Origin of the sequence: Phytohabitans aurantiacus, from assembly GCF_027923225.1 — a bacterium.
GTDB classification, from domain to species: Bacteria; Actinomycetota; Actinomycetes; order Mycobacteriales; family Micromonosporaceae; genus Phytohabitans; species Phytohabitans aurantiacus.
Map to the genome: position 1 here is coordinate 49,423 of NZ_BSDI01000003.1, position 18,456 is coordinate 67,878.

Below are 18,456 nucleotides of genomic sequence, written 5' to 3' on the forward strand. Positions count from 1 at the left end.
AGATCGCGATTTGTGCACGACTTCACAAGCGCCTACTCTGTTTACCCGTAGCGCCCCGCTAGCACAACCGGCCCTGGTTGTCGACAGTGGGGCCCCCACGAGCACGGAGACACATGAGTCAGCAGGTCCCTGCCCTCCCGGATCTTCCGGAGGCGACGGTCGCCCGGCTCCCCGAGTACCTGCGTGCACTGCATCATCTCGCGGAGTCCGGCAACGACACGGTGTCCAGCGAGGCCCTTGCGGGTGCCGCTGGAGTCAACTCGGCCAAGCTCCGGAAGGACCTGTCGCACCTCGGTTCCTACGGCACGCGCGGGGTTGGCTACGACGTCGCGCTCCTGATCGACCAGATCGAGTACGTGCTGGGGCTCACCCAACGCAGGGCGGTCGCCCTCGTCGGCGTGGGTAACCTTGGTCACGCTCTAGCGGGGTACGCCGGCTTCGGCTCCCGCGGGTTCCGCATCGCCGCCCTCTTCGACGCCGACCCCGGTCGCGTCGGCGAGCACATCAATGGCCTGGTCGTGCGGCACATCGACGAGCTGCCGGAGATCGCCGAGGCCGAGTCGATCGCGATCGGGGTGATCGCCACACCGGCCACCGCCGCGCAAAGTGTCGCGGATCGCCTGGTCGCTGCCGGCGTGACGAGCATCCTCAACTTCGCTCCGTGCGTACTCTCGGTACCGGACGGTGTCGACGTGCGCAAGGTCGACCTCGCCATCGAGCTGCAAATACTCTCGTTCCACGAGCACCGCAAGGCATCGCTGATCGCGCTGCCGGCGGCAGGCGGCCTCACCGCGCTGCCGGGCGGGCTCGCGGCGACAGGCACCGAGGAGGCGGTCGGTTCATGACGTTGATCGTCGTTGGCGCGTCCCACCGCACCGCCCCGGTCGCTGTGCTGGAGCGGCTGGCGGTGGCGCCTGCCGATCTTGGCGACGCGCTCGACCGGCTGGTCGCCCAGCAGTACGTCAGCGAGGCGGTCGTCCTCTCCACCTGCAACCGCGTCGAGGTGTACGCGGCGGTCGGCGCCTTCCACGGCGGGCTCGCCGAGATCTGTGGCGTCCTCGCCGCCCGGGCCGGCTGCACGCCAAACGAGCTGGCCAGCCACCTGTACGTGCACTACGACGCCGCCGCGGTCGAGCACACCTTCCGGGTCGCCGCCGGGCTGGAGTCGATGGTCGTCGGCGAGGCGCAGATCCTGGGCCAGCTCCGCGACGCGTACCACGCCGCCACCGAGCGCGACACGACCGGGCGGCTGCTGCACGAGCTGATGCAGCAGGCACTGCGGGTCGGCAAGCGCGCGCACACCGAGACGGGTATCGACAAGGCCGGCCAGAGCGTCGTCACCGCCGCCCTCGCCGTGGCCGGTTCCGTCCTCGACGGCAGCCACGACTGCCTGCTCGACGCCGACTGCCAGCACGACCACCCGGCCAGCCTGGCGGGGCGGCCCGCCCTCGTGGTGGGCGCCGGCGCGATGGGCGCGCTGTCGCTGGCCACGCTCTCCCGGGCGGGTGCCGGGCCGCTGTCCGTCACCAACCGGGGCGCCGATCGGGCCGAGCGGCTCGCCGCCGCGTACGGCGCGCTCGCGGTGCCGTTCGGCGACCTGCCCGCCGCACTGGCCAGCGCCGATCTCGTGGCCAGCGCCACCGCCTCCACCGAGCACGTGCTGAGCCGCGACGTGATCGCTCGCGCCATCGAAGGGCGAGACCGGCCGCTGGTCATCCTCGACCTGGCGGTGCCGCGCGACGTCGAGCCCGCCGCCGCAGAGCTGCCCGGTGTCGTGGTCGTCGACATCGACCGCCTGGCCCACACGCTGCGTTCCGGTCCAGCCGCCGTCGACCAGGCCGCCGTCGAGGAGATCGTGGCCACCGAGGTCGAGGCGTTCCTCACCTGGCTGCGCGGCTCCGAGGTCGCGCCCACCGTCGCCGCCCTGCGTAGCCGGGCCGACGACGTGGTGACCGCCGAGCTGCGCCGGCTCGCACAGCGCCGGCCGGACCTCACGGATGAGCAGCGCGCCGACGTCGCGCACACCGTCCACCGGGTGGTCCAGCGGCTGCTGCACTCGCCGACCGTACGGGTGCGCCAGCTCGCCGCCGAGCCGGGCGGTGACCAGTACGCGGCCCTGCTGCGGGAGCTCTTCGACCTCGACGTGCCGCACACCGCGCAGGCCGACGCCGTGCCCGAGATCGGGGGCGACAGGTGACACTCCGGCTCGGCACGCGCGGCAGCGCGCTTGCCCTGGCCCAGTCCCAGCACGTCGCCGACGCGGTGCGTGCCGCGACCGGTCAAGACGTGCAGCTCGTCGAGATCGTGACGGCGGGTGACCGTTCCTCGGCGCCGGTACAGCGGCTCGGCGTTGGCGTGTTCGTCTCCGCCCTGCGCGACGCGCTGGCCGCCAAGGAGATCGACTTCGCCGTCCACTCGTACAAGGACCTGCCCACCGCGCCACAGGACGGGCTTCAGGTGGCCGCGGTACCACCTCGGGAAGACCCGCGCGACGCGCTCGTGGCCAGCGGTGGCCGCACGCTCGCGGAGCTGCCGCCCGGAGCCCGGGTGGGCACCGGCGCGCTGCGCCGGATCGCCCAGCTTCACGCGCTCGGACTGCAGCTCGAGGTGGTGCCGATCCGGGGCAACGTCGACACCCGGCTGCGCAAGGTGTACGACGGCGAGCTCGACGCCGTGGTGCTGGCGCGCGCCGGCATCGCCCGCCTCGGTCGCACCGACGAGATCACCGAGACCCTCGACCCGATGCTGATGCTGCCCGCCCCCGCACAGGGCGCGCTGGCGGTGGAGTGCCGGGCTGACGACCAAGACCTGGTCGAGCTGCTGGGGAGGCTCGACCACGCATCGACCCGCGCCGCGGTCATCGCGGAACGATCGATGCTGGCCACCCTCGAGGCTGGGTGCAGTGCCCCGGTGGCCGCCTTCGCCGAGGTCGCCGAGGGCGATGACGGCGAGGAGATTTACCTGCGCGGTGCGGTGATCAGCACGGATGGCGCTCGTGACATCCGGCTGTCGCGCACCGGTACGCCCGCCGACGCGGTGGAGATCGGCAGGAAGCTGGCCGCCGATCTTCTCGACGCCGGCGCCGACACCCTATTGGGAGCACAGAATGACCCGCACCCGTAAGCCCGCAGGCCGCATCGCGTTCGTCGGGGCCGGTCCCGGCGATCCCGGCCTGCTGACCCGCCGGGCGCACGACGCACTGGTCGACGCCGACCAGGTCATCTACGACCGTAGCGTCGCCGAGGCGCTGCTCGACGCGATCCGTGCCGAGGCCAAGGACGACACCCAGTTCACTCCCGCGGAGGGGGCACCCGGCGACGTCGCCAAGGTGCTGATCTCCGCGGCCCGCTCCGGCCAGCACGCGGTACACCTCGTCGCGGGTGACCCGTTCGGGCACGACGCGGTGATCAAAGAGGTGCAGGCGGTCGCGCGTACGGCCGTGCACTTCGAGGTCGTGCCGGGGGTGGGTCAGGCCGAGGGCGTGTCCACGTACGCCGGCGTGCCGCTGCCGGGGCTGCGCACCGCCGCCGACGTCGACGACGTGTCCGCGCTCGACTTCGAGGCGCTCGGCGGCGCCATCTCCCGCGGTTCGGTGGCGCTCGCGATCGACGCCGGTGACCTGGCCGCCGTCCGTGACGGGCTGCTCGCGGCCGGCGTCGACGGCACCACCGCCGTCGCCGTGACCGGCGACGGCACCGGCGAGACGCAGTACACGACCACGTCGACCGTCGACAGCTTCGTCGCGGCGGCGCTCGGCTTCACCGGCCGGGTCGTGCTCACCCTCGGCGTGGGCGTCACCCAGCGCGACAAGCTGAGCTGGTGGGAGAACCGTCCGCTGTACGGGTGGAAGGTGCTCGTACCGCGCACCAAGGAGCAGGCCGGGGTGATGAGCGAGCAGCTCCGGGCGTACGGCGCGATCCCCTGCGAGGTGCCGACCATCGCGGTCGAGCCGCCCCGCACGCCGGCCCAGATGGAGCGCGCGGTCAAGGGCCTGGTCGACGGCCGGTACGCTTGGGTGGTCTTCACCTCGGTCAACGCGGTCCGCGCGGTGTGGGAGAAGTTCGGCGAGCACGGGCTCGACGCGCGCCACTTCGGCGGCGTCAAGATCGCCTGTATCGGCGAGGCGACCGCCGACGCGGTGCGCGCGTTCGGCATCCAGCCGGAGCTGATCCCCGCCGGCGAGCAGTCCAGCGAGGGCCTGCTGGCCGAGTTCTCGCCGCACGACGAGGTGCTCGACCCGGTGGGTCGGGTACTGCTGCCGCGCGCCGACATCGCCACCGAGACACTCGCCGCCGGGCTCATCGAGCGTGGCTGGGAGGTCGACGACGTCACGGCGTACCGAACCGTGCGCGCCGCCCCGCCGCCCGCCGAGATTCGCGACGCGATCAAATCGGGCGGCTTCGATGCGGTGCTCTTCACGTCGTCCTCGACCGTGCGTAACCTGGTCGGTATCGCAGGCAAGCCGCACGCCCGCACCGTGGTCGCCGTGATCGGCCCGAAGACGGCCGAGACGGCCAACGAGTTCGGGCTGCGTGTCGACGTTCAGCCCGGTCACTCCTCGGTGCCCGATCTGGTCGAGGCGCTGGCCACGTACGCCGTCGAGCTGCGCGAGAAGCTGGCCGCCATGCCTGCCAAGCAGCGCCGCGGCTCGAAGGTCCAAGGGCCCACGGCTTTGAGGTTCCGCTGATGTCCTATCCGGATGTGCGACCCCGCCGCCTTCGCCGTACGCCGGCGATGCGGCGGCTGGTCGAAGAAACCAGGGTCGCGCCGTCCGAGTTGATCCTTCCGATGTTCGTCAAGGAAGGGCTGGCGGAGCCGCGGCCGATCGGCACGATGCCGGGCGTGGTGCAGCACTCCCGTGACTCGCTGCGCAAGGCGGTGGTCGAGGCCGTCCAGGCGGGTGTCGGCGGCATCATGCTGTTCGGCGTTCCGGTGTCGAAGGATCCCGCCGGCTCGGGCGGCATCGACCCGAATGGCATCCTGAACGTCGCGATCCGTGATGTGGTGTCCGAGATCGGCGACGCGACGGTCGTGATGAGCGACCTGTGCCTCGACGAGTTCACCTCGCACGGGCACTGCGGGCTGCTCGCGCCCGACGGCACGGTCGACAACGACGCCACGCTCGCCGCGTACGCGGAGATGGCCGTGGCGCAGGCGGCGGCTGGCGCCGGCGTCGTCGGACCCTCCGGGATGATGGACGGCCAGGTCGGCGTGGTGCGCCGGGCGCTCGACGCTGCCGGGTACGCCGACGTGGCGATCCTGGCGTACGCGGTCAAGTACGCGTCTGCCTTCTACGGTCCCTTCCGCGAGGCCGTGGAGTCGTCGCTGGTCGGCGACCGCCGCACCTACCAGCAGGACCCGCCCAACCTGCGCGAGGCGCTGCGTGAGGTGGCGCTCGACGTCGCTGAGGGCGCCGACATGGTGATGGTCAAGCCGGCCCTGCCGTACCTCGACGTCATCTCCGCGGTCCGCGAGGCCGTAGACGTCCCGGTGGCGGCGTACCAGATCTCCGGCGAGTACGCGATGGTCGAGGCGGCCGCCGCCAACGGCTGGCTCAACCGCGACACCGCGATCCTCGAGACCCTCACGTCGATCCGCCGCGCCGGCGCCCAGATGATCCTGACGTACTGGGCCGTCGAGGCCGCCCGCCTGTTGCGCGCCCGCTACTGACCTTTCGACCATCGCTTTCGCTCCCGCCAGCACGCGCCGGCGGCCTCGACTACTGCTTAGGGACCGGCACCGTCCGGACTTGTAGTGTGTCCGCCAGATTCTTGGACGCTGTGTTTGGCCCCAGCCAAGCCACGCGCAGGGTCTGCGCGTCGGTCCAGGCCATGCCGAATGGTGTCTGGAAGTCATGGAGCACGTCTCGGGACGTGATGGTTTCGAGGACCTGGTCGAGGCGGAGCGCACCCGTGAGGGTTTCGACGACGGCCAGCCGGCGCTTGGCGCCCTCGGTGTAGTGGACCGCTGCGAGTCGCCCGTCCGGTGATATCCGGACCCACGTGTAGGCAACGTTGCACGGCAGGTCGGCCTTGGCCCGTTGCCGCCTGCTCGACAGATCGACGATGCGCAGCTCGCACCTGCTCGCCAGCGCGGCGACACCGGCGGCAACGTCGATCGCCAACCGCTTGCCGAGCCCGACGGGAGCGGGATTCACGCTGTAGCCCAAGTCGTCACGGCTAAGCAGGAAGTGCTCTTTGCCGGTGGCGAGGTCGCGGGCCGTCAGACCATCCGAACGCAGGAGGTAGACATCGCCGTCGCCAACCCCCACGAGCTGGACCATGCTCCAGTCGGACGCGACGTCGTAACGCGTCGCGGGACCGCCGTCCGGAGCTACTACGAGGCCTCCCCGGGAGACGCCGCCGCGTTCCAGTATTTCGCCGACGATCACCACGGGCCCGCCGGGTATCGCCATGACCGACTGCACGCTGTTGAGCTGCCGCGCCCCGATCAACGCGATGGAGCCGTCGTCCAGGACCTCGGCGGCGCCAATCCGCCCGACGTGTCCGGTCGCGGGATCCTTCGCTATCAGGCCTATGCCGCGGCCGCTGATGTCGTTCAGCATCAGGCGCTGCGCAGACTTGACGGCAGCAGGCGGCACTGCCTCCTGGTCCAATATGGGCACGGCGAGGGCCGCTGCTCCGGCGACGGCAGCGGCACAGGCCAGCGCGGCCACATGGCGACGGCGCCGGCGGCGCTGGGCACGCCGCCGCACGGACGCGAGATCACCGCCGTGCGCGTTCGGCGCCGTTGCGGCCCGGCGCACGGTTTCCACAAGCTCATCGGGTACTGAGGACATGTTCACTCCTCCTCGGTGAGTTCCGCGCGCAGCCCGTCGAGGGCACGTGACAGCCGGCTCTTGACCGTGCCTTCGGCGATCCCGAGCACGCTGGCGGTCTCGATGGTGGACAGGTCGAGCAGCACCCGGCAGACGACGACGGCGCGCTGCGCCACGGGCAGCCGCTCCAGAGCGGTACGGGCGGCGATAGCGGCCGGGTCGGGAGCCGCCGTGAGCCGGTCCCCGTCGGACGGTGGGCTTCGGAATTCCCGGCGCAGCTTGCGCCAGCGGGACGTGGCCCAGTTCAGCCCAACCCTGTACACCCAGCCACCCGGATTGTCGAGGTCAGCGACCCTGCGCCATCGGGCGTACGCGCGGGCCATCGCCTCGTCCGTGGCCTCCCGCGCGAGATCGTCACTGCCCAGAGTGATCGCGAGCGCCCGGTACACCCGGTCGAGGTATGCCCGGTAGAACTGCTCGAACGAAGCCGGCACCCCTTCATCGGCGAGTGCGGCTGGCTCCGTCGTGGTCAGTCCCATACCCCGTACACGCAATGCCCCCGCCGGGCGTTCCCGGCGGGGGCATCAAACCTCATGGAGCCGTCAGGGGCGGTTGCGGAAGCGGGCTACTTGTGGGTCGTGGTCGCTGGAGCCGCGCGAGCCGTCTCCGTCGTGGTCGGCGGCCCAGTCGGCGTTGACGTGCGCGGCCCGCATCTGCACGAGCTGGTCGTAGAGCGTCCCGGTCACGAAGAGGTGGTCGAGCGTCTGCGCCTGCCCCTGGAAGACGTACGAGTACGCCGAGTTGGGCACCTCCCGCGCCAGGTCTTCCCACAGGTTGTGCAGGCCGGCGTCGTACAGCGGCGCGAGCTGGTCGGAGACCGGCAACACCGGGTCGTCGGGGCGCGGGAAGACGTTCAGGTCGCCGCCGTACACGACGCGCGCCCCGTAACCGATGGCCGACACGATCGCGGCACCGTACGCGGCCTGCTCCCGCCGCTGGCCCACGCGCGCCTGCGGCGTGGACGAGTAGTGGTTGCTCACCGCCCACAGCGTCGTCTGTCCGTCCAGGATGAACTTGCCGACCTGCGGAGCCCGCGTGTAGACGTCGGAGCCGTCGACACCGGTCGAGGTGTCCACATCCGACGGCAGGTCGGCGTTGAGCGCCTTGGGGTTCTGCACGTCGGCGTTGTGGGCGAGGCCGGCGGCCCGGTACGACACGGTCGGCGCGGAGCCGAGCACCGGGTCGTCGGCGGTGGGAGCCGCGAGCGCGACCCGGTCCGGGCGGAAGAGGAACGCGGCCGTGATGCCCCGGTCGTCGGCGCCGTCGCGGTCATAGGCCGCCGTGTACGCCGGCCCACCGTCAGCGGCGATCCGCAGCGCCAGCTCCTGCAGCGTGTCGGGCGCGCCGTCGGCGTTGTCGACAGCGCCGCAGACCAGCGAACCGCCGGACACCGAGCAGATGTCCTGGTCTTCCGCCTCCTGCACGAGGATCAGGTCGGGCGCGTGCAGGTCGTTCGTGATCTGGTCGGCCAGGTCACCGAGCTGCGCCTGGTACTCCGCCTCGCTCGCCGGTACGTAGTCGAACGGCGGGCTGACCCCGGTGCAGCCGGCGTTGCCGGTGAAGTCGCATCCGTCGAACGGGTCGTCACGGTAGTCGTACAGGTTCTCCACGTTGTAGGTCGCCACCGCGAACTGCCGGTCGCGCCGGGCGGGCTGCGGCGGGTGGTTGGCCGACGGGTCGGCGCCGCTGGCAAAGGCAGCGGTCGCGGCCTGTACGCCGTACTTCTCGAACGAGAAGTACAGGCCACCCACGGCGTCAGCGGTCAGCGTGTCGAAGGTGTGCGCGGGCGGCAGGAGCGTGGTGTTGTCCTGGGCTGTCCACTTGACACCCATGCTGCCCAGCATGATCCGCATGCCGTTGCCGTCGTCGAAGAGCTCGTTGACGTTGTTGTCGCGCGGGTGCGCGTCGCGGAACACCCGGCGGCCGTACTCGTTCGGCCGGTCCAGCAGGCCACTGTCGCGGTCGACCAACCAGATCTCGGAGTCGGCGGTGGACGCGAAGACGTCCCGCCCGCTCACCGCGCCGCTGCCCGAACGAACCCGGATCTGCATGCCCTCGTGCCGCTCCCAGAACCGGTCGGCGGCGGTGAGGTCGACCGGCGGCTTCGCGTCGGTGACCGCGACGTCGGTGACGCCGGTGTCGAGCGTGCGCACCAGGGAGGCGCTGGAGAGCTGGGTCAGGTTGAAGAACTCGGAGACCCGTGCCCGCAGCACGACCTCGTCGCCGACGACCGGCACGTACCCGCCGATCAGCGACGTGAACGAGCCCATGAACACGAAGATGCCGTCCGATGTGGTCGGATCGCCGTCGTCGGTGCCGGCCCGGCTCTGCAGGAAGAAGCCGTACTGGTTGGCGCCGGCCGAGCTGCGAGCCAGCGTGCGCTGCGTGATGACACCGCGTACGTCGAACAGTGAGCCGCTGGTGCCGGTGCCGGACGCGGGAGCGAACGGTGACCGGTCGGCCCTGCCCTGCTCGCTGTCGAGGGTCTGGCCCTGGATCTCGCCGACCGTGCGCACGGTGGTCACCTCGACGGTGAACCCGCAGGTCGCGGTCGTGCCGTCGGTGTCGGTCGAGGTAATGGTGACCGGGTAGGACCCGGCCGGCAGGTCGGCCGCCGCGGTGACGACCGCGGTGGCGGTGCCGCCGGTCGCGGTCGCGGGTGTGAAGGAGGTGCGGGAGATCGAGGCCGTCGTCGCGCTGACCGCGAGGTCGACGACGGTGTCGTCGGGGTCGGTCGCGGTGACGGTACGCGTGGCCGCGCTGCCCGCCTCGGTGGTGAGCGTGCCACCACAGGCCAGGACGGCCGGCTGGTCGCCACCCTCGATCGTGTGCGAGCCGAGACCGTCGAACGTGTCGGCGGCCAGCCCTGTCCACTGTGTCGCTGGGTCGAACGCGTCGCCCGGCTCGGTGTCGCCCGCGCTGATCGTGGGCAGGCGCCGCAGCGTGTTGTCGGCGGTACTGTTCAGGCCGGTGCCCCACTCGGTGCCCGGGTCGACGCCCACCTGGCCGATCGCGTCGACAACAGTGCCGCCCTTGGCGAGCACCACGGCGTCGTCGCCGTTGAAGAGGCCGGAGCCGGTGGTCTGGTCGGCCTGCGCCAGGATCGCGGCGGCTGACGACGCGTGCGCGAACACGAACACGTCACCGGTGGCGACCGTGCCGGTCAGCGCGAAGCTCGTCGGGGTGGTGCCGCCGTTGAAGTACAGCTGGAGCTGGTAACCGCCGGCCGCGAGGTCGACGGCGGCGCCGGTGCCGTTGTAAAGCTCGATCGCCTTGTTGTTCGACGAACCTTCGACATATTCGGATATGAAGAGATCTGTCGGGGCGGCGATCGCCGCGGTGGGCGCGACCGCCACCACGGCGGGTATGGCGACGGCGGTCAGTATGAGAGCGCACAAGCGGCGCGGGCGCATGGAGCCTCCACAAGGCGGGACACAGTAGAACGCACGTTAAGGCGTGCCAGCCTCAGATCGGCATCAGGTTTTCGGGTCGAGCCGATGCAGGAGCGCGGGCACGTCGGCGCCGTATTCGTACCACTCGCGATCGGGCTGGAACCCCAGTTCGGCGTTAACCTTCAGCATCGGTTCGTTGTCGAGCGCGTTCCAGGTCTGCACGTCGGTGAGCTTGGGCTCGGCCGAGCGCAGCTCGAAGAGCATCCTGGACTTGATGGCCCGATCGATGCCGTAGCCGCGGTGATCTGGCACGACGATCGTGTCGTACTGGTCGGCCCGCGTGGGGTGCTGGGCCGGCACGACGACCTCGGTGAGCCCGGCGACCGCGCCGGTCTTCTCGTGGATCGCCAGCACGATGTACGGCTTCATGCCGCGGTTGTGCAGGCACGCCAGGCTGTCGCGGAGCCGCTGCGGGTCGTATGAGCTGGGGCGCAGGTCGAGGTCGCCGTTTTCGGCCTCGCGCACCGCCGCCTTCGCGATCGCGTACTCCTCGATGAGGTCGTCTGGCGGGCCGCCCGGGAAGAACTCGACCCGGTAGCCGCTGCCGATGCCGCGCGCCATCTCGCCGACCGCCAGCCAGTCCACCGTGGACAGCTTCAGCACGCTGCGGGTCTCGACGTACTCCCGGTCGAAGCCGAGAGACTCGTAGAACTTGACCGCCGGTGTGCCGCCCACGACCTCGACGCCGATAGCCGAGAAGCCTTCGTCGTATGTGCGCCGGACGGCCTTGGCCAGCATCTGATGCGCCAGGCCGCTGCCCCGAACCTTGGGGTGGACGAAAAGCTCGACGACCCCGATGTCACCCAGCAGCAGCACGTTGACGTGGCCGACGAGTGGGCCGGGCGTGCCGTCGGTGCTCGGCTCCTCGGCGACCCACGAGATACGCCGTTCACCGGGCATCGTCTCGGACTGGTACTCGCGCAGCGAACCGTTTTGCCACAACGGGTCTTCCGGGAGATCGGCCGCGAGTACCGCGTTGAGAGTGTCCAGCAAGGACTCAATCTCCGCGGACGGCGCAGTCCGGGAGTCCCACTCGCGTACCATCACCCGTCTAGCTTGCCTTGGGGCGCAGGTGAGCGGAAGGGTCTTGTCCGTCAAAGTGCCCACGAGGTGACGCTAAGTGCGACTCTTGGCCCCGTAATCATTTGCCGCGTCAAATACCGATTGCGCGTACGGCCGCACGTCGTTGTACGAAAGAATGGCGTTCCACCAGGATTGCCCATCGGAGAGGTTGCGCCCTCCCTGGCAGAGGTAGTTGCCGGCGGCGAGTGCGGCGTCGTCGATGTCGTTCGGATCTTTGGCCTGGTCATTGTCGGCATCGACGGCGTGCTGGCGCCAGGTCGTGGGGATGAACTGCATCGGGCCGACCGCCTTGTCATACGTCGGATCGCCGTCGAGTTGGCCCTGGTCGGTGTCGAGAATGCGTTGCGTGCCGCCCTGGCCGTTGAGCGGTGGGCCGAGAATCGGCGGCAGGGACTGTCCGTTAGTCGACAGCGTGGCGTTGAAGCGCCCGTGGTTCGACTCCACCTTGCCGATCGCCGCCAAGGTGGTCCATTTCAGGTTGCAGGACGGGTTGGTCTGCGCGACCACGAGCTCCGCGTACCCGTACGCCTGCATGGCGACCAACGGCACGTCGACCTTGCTCGCGGCCTGCGAGGCCCAGTTGGCGAGGACGTCCGCCGGGCGCCCGCTCGTCGTGCCGGTGCCGGTGGTCGGTGAGGTGGAGCCGGTCGGGTACTGGGTGATCGGCCCACCTGTCGCGCCGGGTCCACCGGCGTCGGGTGCGAGCGATTCGGTGGCCTCCGGCGTCGGCGTGGCGGTGCCAGCGGCGCGGTCGGTCGCGGTCGCCGGGATCAGTACCGCCCCGGACGCGGCGCCGATGCCGACGAGGGCGGCGAGGAGCAGGCCGGGCAGGGTGATCTGGCCGCTCGGGCGGCCGGCCCACGCGCGGGTGGCGCCCGCTACCTGGCGCGGCCGGGGGAGGCGGCGCAGGGCGTGCGCGTACGGGATGCGGATCCGCGACGGCCGAGGCCCGACCTCCAGCACATCCGGTTTTGTCTCCGTGGTGACCGGCTTCGCAACCGGCTCGGCCGGCTTTTCAGCCTCGGGCTTGGCGGGTGCGGGCTCGGGCTTTACCTCGGGTGCCTTCGGGGCAGACTCGGGTGCCGCTCCGGAGCTACCGAGCGGTCCATCCCATTCCGGTGACGCCGACCGAAGCCGGCGCTCAGGTGTCGCCTCCCCGTCCACCACCCGTCGAGTATTGCGCATAACACGGCGGGTTCCACCCCCGCGTCCAAGCCGTACCCTTTCCTCATGCCCCGGTATGAGTTCCGGTGTCGCGCCTGCGGCGACACCTTCGAGGTCAATCGGCCGATGACCGCTTCGGCCGACCCGGCGACGTGCCCGCAGGGCCACGGCGACACGGTCAAGCTCCTCTCCACCGTCGCGTTCACGGGTCGCGGCGGCGGCAGCGCTCCGGCCGCCGGCCCCGTTTCGGCTGGTGGCGGCTGCTGCGGTGGCGGCTGTGGCTGCGGCTAATGCCCCACTACCGTGGAGTAAAGGGCCAGAAGGATGTCTATTTCTGACCCTACGTACCACGTCCCAGCCCGCCGGTAGTCGTTAGCCCAGCCGTAACACCCCCGCCACGCCCCGCTCGCCCCGTGATACGACCTTGGGGTGGGTCTGCGTCGACCGTTTCTACGATGTGCCAGGTTGCGGGGGTACGACAGCATGAACCCACTTCCAGGGGGGCGGAGGTTCCACGCGTGTCGGCACGGACACACCTGCCGAGTGGGCTGGTGACTTTCATGTTCACCGACATCGAGGGCTCAACGAGAATGGCCCAGATGCTCGGTCCCGGCTACCGGCCGGTCTTGAGTGAGCACCGCCGGTTGCTGCGCCGTACCTTGTCCGAAAGCAACGGTACGGAGCTGTTCACCGAGGGTGACTCCTTCTTCATCGCTTTTTCGGACGCCGCCTCGGCGGTCGACGCCTGCATGACGGCGCAGTTGGCGCTGTCAGCGCACGACTGGCCGTCGCCGGAGTCGGTGCCGAAGGTCCGGATGGGCCTGCACACGGGCCTGGCCGAGGCGGTCAACGGCGAGTACGCCAGCCCGGAGGTGCACCGCGCCGCGCGGATCGCCGCCGCGGCACACGGTGGCCAGGTGCTGTGCTCGGCGGCCACCGCCCGGTACGCGGCGCCACTGCCACCGCAGGCGTCGCTGCTCGACCTGGGCCTGCACCGGCTGCGCGGCTTCGACGACCGGGAGCGGCTGTTCCAGCTGGTCGCGCCGGGGCTGGAGAGCCAGTTCCCGCGCCCGCGTACCGACGCCAGCTCCCACAACCTGCCCAATCACGTGACCTCGTTCGTGGGGCGGTTCGCCGAGCGGTCCGAGCTGACCAGCCTGACGGCCACGCACCGGCTGGTGACGGTGGTCGGCGCCGGTGGGGCGGGCAAGACCCGGCTGGCCATGGAGGTGGCGGGCGGGCTCGTCGACGAGTACCCGGACGGGGTCTGGTTCGTCGACGTGGCGACGGTGACCGACCCGGGGCTGGTCGCGTTCGCGATCGCCGCGGTGTTGGGCCTGCGTCCGGAGCCGGGCCGGCCGATGAGCGACACGCTGGTGGAGTACGCGGCGTCCCGGCGGATGCTGCTGGTGCTCGACACGTGCGACGCGCAGCTGAACGCCTCGGCCGAGATCATTTCGCGGTTGCTGACCGGTGGGCGTGGCGTGGGCGTGCTGGCGACCAGCCGCGAGCCGTTCAGCGTGCCGGGTGAGACGGTGTGGCGCATTCCGCCGTTGTCGGTCGACCCTTCGCCCGGTGGCGGGCCCAGCGACGCCGTGGCGTTGCTGCTCGACCGCACGCGCGAGGCCCGTGGTGGCCGGGCGGTGGCGCTGGCGGAGTCCAGCGACATGCAGCGGGTGGTGTCCCGGCTGGACGGGTTGCCGCTGGCGATCGAGCTGGCCGCGGCCCGGTTGCGGGTGCTGTCGGCCGGGCAGTTGGCCGAGCGGCTGGACGACGTGCTGGGCACGCTGGACGCCGGGCGTGACGATCCGGAGCAGACGTACGCCGGTAACGGCCGGTGGGTGGCCAGCCAGTTGGCGACCGTCGACCTGACGAAGAGCCCGGCGGCGCCGGCGGCTAGGCGTACCACGACTCAGCGGCACGCCACGATGCAGGCGACGGTGACGTGGTCGTACCGGACGCTGGGACCGCGGGCGGCGCGACTGCTGCGGTGGCTGGCGGTGTTCTCCGGGCCGGTCGACCTGCCGACGGTGGAGTGGCTGCTTGACGACGATCCGCTGGACCCGCTGGCGGTACTGGTCGACAAGTCGATGATCCAGGCCGAGCCGCACGCGTCGGGTACCACGTACCGGATGCTCGACCCGATCCGGGCGTACGCGGCCCGCCGGCTGGTCGACGCCGGTGAGGAGCAGGCGGCGCGCGACCGGCACGTGGCCTGGTCTTTGCACGCCTTGCAGAAGGCACACCTGGGCACCGACGGGCGACCGGTGACGCTGTCGCTGTACGCCCTCGACCCGCTCGCTGACGAGTTGCGGGCGGCGCTGCGGTGGACGGCCACCGGTGGCAGCGCGCGGGCCGGCCTGCAGATCGCGGGCGGCCTGGACCAGTGGTGGCGCGAGCGCGGGCTGGCTCGGGAGGGCCGGCTGTGGCTGTTCCGCCTGTACGGCCGGATCGCGGAGACCGGGGAGTCGATCCCGGAGGCGGAGCTGGCGGCGGCGTACCACATGCACTCGCTGCACGCCGGCGCCGACGGCGAGTTCGCCGAGGAGCTGCGGTTCTCGCAGCGTGCCGAGGGTGCGGCCCGGCGGGCCGGCGATGCCGGTCTGCTGGCCCGGGTCCTGGCCGGGCGGGGTGCACCCTTGGTCGACATGGGCCAGTACACCGAGGCCGAGCGGGCCTGCCGTGAGGTGATCGACTGGGCGGGCACCAGCGGCGCGTCCGGTGACGCCCTGCTGGCCGTGTACACGCTCGCGGAGCTGCTGTGGCAGCGCGGCGCGCTCGACGACGCGGCCGACGTGCTGGGCGCGGCCCGGCTGGTCGAGGCGTCCCGGGCGGCCGAGCGGGGCCGGCGCAGCGTCGACTTCCTGCTCGGCATGGTGGCCCTGGGCCGCGGTGACCTGGTGGCCGCGCACGACCACCTGGTGGTGGCCCTGCGCTCGCGGATGTCGTACGGGTACCACAGCCGGGCCTGCGACGCGATCAGCGCGATCGCCGTGCGGTGCGCGCTGGGTGGCGACCACCGCACGGCGGCTCGGCTGTTCGGTGCGGCGCAGGCGACCCGGTCGCAGCTGCGCAGCGCGCCCGGCATCTACAGCCCGTACTGGGCCGAGCGCCAGGCCGCCGTGCGCGTGATCCTCGGAGACGCCACGTTCGACGAGGCGTACGCCGAAGGCGGCACCCTCACGCTGGAGGAAGCCGCCGAGGAGGCCCTGGCCGTCGACCACCCCGACATGGCGGTCGGCTCACCGCGCTTCGCGGCCTAGGCGTCGGTGAAGCGGCTCAGCCCTGCGGGAGGAGCCGCTCGGCCCGGTCGAGGTCGGACTGGGTGGTCACCACGCTGCCAAACGCCTTGACGGCCTGGTAGTACGTCCAGGCGAGCGAGAGGCACGCGGGGCGCACGACGGCGTTGTACCCGGCGCACTTGCGCTTGAGGTCTGAGTAGAAGGCGCTGTCGACCCGGGCCTTGTTCGCGTCGAACTGCCCAACGGCCTTGTAGTTGCGGTACCCGAAGTCGTGGCGGTGGCACGACAGCTTGAAGTCGAACCCGAGCGGGTTGTCGGGGCTGGACGAGCAGTAGTCCGTCGACCAGTTGAACCCGTACGCGGTCCAGGCGCCCTGGTTGGAGCGGGCGGAGTTCCAGGTGTTGTAGCTGGCGGTACTGGTCTGCGTCCAGCTGGCGAGGACGGTCATCTTGTCTGCCGGTGCGGCGAGGGCGGGTTGGGCCAGGCCGAGGACGGTGACGAGAGCGGCGGCGAGGGTGATCGCGATCCGACGGGACATGTCGTTTCCCTCCCGAAGGTGACCCATTGTGTGGGTCAGGTGCCCTTCAGTGTCGAGGGATAGGCCCGTGCCGATCTGTACGCAAGATTGATCTTTGGCGTCACCTGCGAAAATAGACGGATGCCCCGGACGATCGGTCCGGGGCATCCGCGGTGAGGTCAGCCGACTATCGCTGGTGGCGACGGTGGGCCTTCGTTCCAGGTGCGGTCCAGTGCGGTCACGTAGTACGTGTACCGCTTGCCCCGCTCGGCGGTCGGGTCCACGAAGGACGTGCCCCGCACGGTGCCGAGAAGGTGGGTGGCGTCGGCGAGCCCGCATTTGCCCGGCAGGCTGATGCCGTCGAAGCGGTAGACCGCGTACGACGTGGCGCGCCCGAGCGGCAGGAACCAGTTGAGTTTGACGCCGTCGCCGGTACGGGACGCCCGCGTCACCACCGGGAACAGCAGTGGCTTGCTGGGCAGGTGCGCCATCGTCGGCACCAGCGCCGGCCGGGAGTAGTGCTCGGCCGCGTAGATGTCGGTGGCGCCGAGCTTGTTCCGGCGTACCTGCACCGCGCTGAAGTGCACGTTGCCGGCGACCTCCGGATAGTCATGGTTGAAGGTCAGGTGCTTGGACATCTCCGCCGGGTCCTGCCACGCGGCCGGCTGGCCCACCTCACCGATCTTGTAGTCGGCCTGCCCGATGTAGAGCTGCACCCGCGTGCCCTTGACCACGTCGGCCCACCAGGGCACCAGCTTGGCGTAGTCGGCGACGGCCAGCCCGATGTTCCAGTAGATCTGGGGGAGGATGTAGTCGATCCACTCCTCCTTGACCCACTTTCGGGTGTCCGCGAAGTTCGCCTCGTACGACTGCGTGCCGTTGGTGTCGGAGCCGAGCGGGTCAGCGGCCTTGTTCCGCCAGATGCCGAACGGGCTGACGCCGAACTTCACCCACGGCTTGGCCGCCTTGACCTTCGCGCCGAACTCCTGGACCAGCAGGTCGATGTTGTTCCGCCGCCAGTCCGCCTTGTTCGTGAAGCCGGCACCGTACTGCTCGAACGTCGCGGCGTCGGCATAATCCTGGCCGGCGACCGGGTACGGGTAGAAGTAGTCGTCGAAGTGGACGGCGTCGATGTCGTACCTGAGCACCGCGTCCATCATCGCCTTCTGCACGAACTGCCGGACCTCGGGAATGCCCGGGTTGTAGTACAGGCGGGAGCCGGCCGCGTTGACCGGGTAGGCGACCGCCCAGTCCGGGTGCTGGCGCACCGGGTGGTTGGGCGCGAGCTTGTTGATATCGGCGGCGGCGCCCTGCGGCATGGAGATCCGGTACGGGTTGAACCAGGCGTGGAACTCGAGGTTCCGCTTGTGTGACTCCTCTACCAGGAACGCCAGCGGATCCCAGCCGGGCGAGACACCGTCCCGCGCGCCGGTGAGCCACTCCGACCACGGCTCGTACGGCGACGGCCAGAACGCGTCCGCCGTCGGCCGGATCTGCACGATCACCGCGTTGTGGTTGAGCCGCTGCGCCAGGTCGAGCCAGCCCAGGTACTCGGCCTTGAGCTTCTCCTCGGTCTGGCCCGGCGCGCTGGGCCAGTCGATGTTGGCGACGCTGGCGATCCACATCGCTCGCAGCTGCCGCTTCGGCGTGGCGAGGTTCGGCGCGCACGCCTGCGACGCCTCAACCTGCGCGATCGGCGCGGCGCTGGCCGGCGCGGCCACCACGAGGCCGCCGCTCACCAGCGCCGCCGCGACGAGCGCGGCTCGCAGTCGACCCATCGGGACTCCTTCCGTCAACATCCGCCACCTAGACGTACCTATTCAGAAGGAAATTTTCACAACCGGCCGCCGTGCGCAAGAGGGTCTAGGGTTTTCCCCCGATGTCGCGGGTTGCGAAGCAGGCGCACTCTGGATCCATGGGACGTTTCCTGGCCTGGACCGCAGCCGCCATCGTCGCGACGGTGGCGGTGGGGTGGATCGCGATCGCGCTGCTCAAGGCGCTGATCGGGGTCGCCGTTTACGTGATCGTCGGCGCGGCCGTCATCGGCGGCGGTGTCTACCTGTACCAGAAGGGCAAGCGTGCCCTTTCCCGTGACACGAGGACCCGCCGCCGCATCGAGGCGGCCGCGACAACCTATCGCCAGCGCACCCGCTGACCCGC

14 protein-coding genes and 1 pseudogene are annotated in these 18,456 nt (G+C 70.8%); 8 read left to right on the forward strand and 7 right to left on the reverse strand.

Annotated features, from left to right (window positions below; translation table 11 throughout):
* Positions 1-86 precede the first annotated feature (86 nt).
* Genes QMG73_RS04010 through hemB form a run of 5 tightly spaced genes read left to right on the forward strand, consistent with a single transcriptional unit; the run spans position 87 to position 5,670 of the window.
* A complete protein-coding gene (locus QMG73_RS04010) occupies positions 87-845 on the forward strand; it encodes a redox-sensing transcriptional repressor Rex (protein WP_281892513.1) in 759 nt (252 codons plus the stop codon).
* Entirely contained in the window at positions 842-2,197 is a 1,356-nt protein-coding gene (locus tag QMG73_RS04015) for a glutamyl-tRNA reductase (protein ID WP_281892515.1), read from the forward strand. The genes QMG73_RS04010 and QMG73_RS04015 overlap by 4 nt, the downstream gene beginning before the upstream one ends.
* Positions 2,194-3,123, forward strand: a complete 930-nt coding sequence (gene hemC, locus QMG73_RS04020) for a hydroxymethylbilane synthase (RefSeq protein ID WP_281892516.1) — start codon at positions 2,194-2,196, stop codon at positions 3,121-3,123. Before QMG73_RS04015 ends, hemC begins: the two co-directional genes overlap by 4 nt.
* The gene (locus QMG73_RS04025; RefSeq protein WP_281892518.1) at positions 3,107-4,687 is read left to right on the forward strand and encodes a bifunctional uroporphyrinogen-III C-methyltransferase/uroporphyrinogen-III synthase; all 1,581 of its coding nucleotides are present in this window, start codon (positions 3,107-3,109) and stop codon (positions 4,685-4,687) included. The genes hemC and QMG73_RS04025 overlap by 17 nt, the downstream gene beginning before the upstream one ends.
* Positions 4,687-5,670, forward strand: a complete 984-nt coding sequence (gene hemB, locus QMG73_RS04030) for a porphobilinogen synthase (protein WP_281892519.1) — start codon at positions 4,687-4,689, stop codon at positions 5,668-5,670. The genes QMG73_RS04025 and hemB overlap by 1 nt, the downstream gene beginning before the upstream one ends.
* 49 nt (positions 5,671-5,719) lie before the next feature.
* Here hemB and QMG73_RS04035 read toward each other — a convergent pair whose 3' ends face one another.
* The 5 genes and pseudogenes from QMG73_RS04035 to QMG73_RS04055 all read right to left on the reverse strand — a co-directional run bounded on the left by QMG73_RS04035 (position 5,720) and on the right by QMG73_RS04055 (position 12,540).
* Positions 5,720-6,775 (reverse strand): hypothetical protein, encoded by a 1,056-nt coding sequence (locus tag QMG73_RS04035; RefSeq protein ID WP_281892520.1) that lies wholly within the window; start codon positions 6,773-6,775, stop codon positions 5,720-5,722.
* Between the two features lie 26 nt (positions 6,776-6,801).
* Positions 6,802-7,317 (reverse strand): RNA polymerase sigma factor, encoded by a 516-nt coding sequence (locus QMG73_RS04040; protein ID WP_281892521.1) that lies wholly within the window; start codon positions 7,315-7,317, stop codon positions 6,802-6,804.
* Between the two features lie 69 nt (positions 7,318-7,386).
* Positions 7,387-10,251, reverse strand: a pseudogene (locus tag QMG73_RS04045) (lamin tail domain-containing protein); the annotation flags it as partial.
* Between the two features lie 63 nt (positions 10,252-10,314).
* Positions 10,315-11,334 (reverse strand): GNAT family N-acetyltransferase, encoded by a 1,020-nt coding sequence (locus tag QMG73_RS04050; RefSeq protein WP_281892640.1) that lies wholly within the window; start codon positions 11,332-11,334, stop codon positions 10,315-10,317.
* 72 nt (positions 11,335-11,406) lie between these two features.
* The gene (locus QMG73_RS04055; RefSeq protein WP_407676744.1) at positions 11,407-12,540 is read right to left on the reverse strand and encodes a lytic transglycosylase domain-containing protein; all 1,134 of its coding nucleotides are present in this window, start codon (positions 12,538-12,540) and stop codon (positions 11,407-11,409) included.
* Positions 12,541-12,603: 63 nt separating this feature from the next.
* On the opposite strand from QMG73_RS04055, the gene QMG73_RS04060 reads away from it, so the two are divergent.
* Both QMG73_RS04060 and QMG73_RS04065 read left to right on the forward strand, forming a co-directional pair.
* Positions 12,604-12,828 (forward strand): FmdB family zinc ribbon protein, encoded by a 225-nt coding sequence (locus QMG73_RS04060; protein ID WP_281892523.1) that lies wholly within the window; start codon positions 12,604-12,606, stop codon positions 12,826-12,828.
* 227 nt (positions 12,829-13,055) lie between these two features.
* Positions 13,056-15,800, forward strand: coding sequence for an adenylate/guanylate cyclase domain-containing protein (locus QMG73_RS04065; RefSeq protein WP_281892524.1), 2,745 nt, complete (start codon positions 13,056-13,058; stop codon positions 15,798-15,800).
* 16 nt (positions 15,801-15,816) lie between these two features.
* On the opposite strand, the gene QMG73_RS04070 is transcribed toward QMG73_RS04065, so the two are convergent.
* Together QMG73_RS04070 and QMG73_RS04075 are read right to left on the reverse strand one after the other, a co-directional pair.
* Positions 15,817-16,317 carry a phospholipase gene (locus QMG73_RS04070; protein WP_281892525.1) on the reverse strand — a complete coding sequence of 167 codons (501 nt, stop codon included), beginning with the start codon at positions 16,315-16,317 and terminating at the stop codon, positions 15,817-15,819.
* Between the two features lie 158 nt (positions 16,318-16,475).
* Complete coding sequence (locus tag QMG73_RS04075; protein ID WP_281892527.1) at positions 16,476-18,074, reverse strand: glycoside hydrolase family 10 protein; 1,599 nt, start codon at positions 18,072-18,074, stop codon at positions 16,476-16,478.
* Positions 18,075-18,211: 137 nt separating this feature from the next.
* Here QMG73_RS04075 and QMG73_RS04080 point away from each other — a divergent pair, with 137 nt between their 5' ends.
* Positions 18,212-18,451 (forward strand): hypothetical protein, encoded by a 240-nt coding sequence (locus QMG73_RS04080; RefSeq protein ID WP_265249814.1) that lies wholly within the window; start codon positions 18,212-18,214, stop codon positions 18,449-18,451.
* The last annotated feature ends 5 nt before the right edge of the window (positions 18,452-18,456 follow it).

Excerpts from the sequence above, each read along its gene's own strand:
- QMG73_RS04025 (WP_281892518.1), top strand. The coding sequence starts at position 3,107 with ATGACCCGCACCCGTAAGCCCGCAGGCCGCATCGCGTTCGTCGGGGCC.
- QMG73_RS04040 (WP_281892521.1), bottom strand. The coding sequence starts at position 7,317 with ATGGGACTGACCACGACGGAGCCAGCCGCACTCGCCGATGAAGGGGTG.
- QMG73_RS04015 (WP_281892515.1), top strand. The coding sequence starts at position 842 with ATGACGTTGATCGTCGTTGGCGCGTCCCACCGCACCGCCCCGGTCGCT.
- hemB (WP_281892519.1), top strand. The coding sequence starts at position 4,687 with ATGTCCTATCCGGATGTGCGACCCCGCCGCCTTCGCCGTACGCCGGCG.
- QMG73_RS04070 (WP_281892525.1), bottom strand. The coding sequence starts at position 16,317 with ATGTCCCGTCGGATCGCGATCACCCTCGCCGCCGCTCTCGTCACCGTC.
- QMG73_RS04050 (WP_281892640.1), bottom strand. The coding sequence starts at position 11,334 with ATGGTACGCGAGTGGGACTCCCGGACTGCGCCGTCCGCGGAGATTGAG.
- QMG73_RS04080 (WP_265249814.1), top strand. The coding sequence starts at position 18,212 with ATGGGACGTTTCCTGGCCTGGACCGCAGCCGCCATCGTCGCGACGGTG.
- QMG73_RS04060 (WP_281892523.1), top strand. The coding sequence starts at position 12,604 with ATGCCCCGGTATGAGTTCCGGTGTCGCGCCTGCGGCGACACCTTCGAG.
- QMG73_RS04075 (WP_281892527.1), bottom strand. The coding sequence starts at position 18,074 with ATGGGTCGACTGCGAGCCGCGCTCGTCGCGGCGGCGCTGGTGAGCGGC.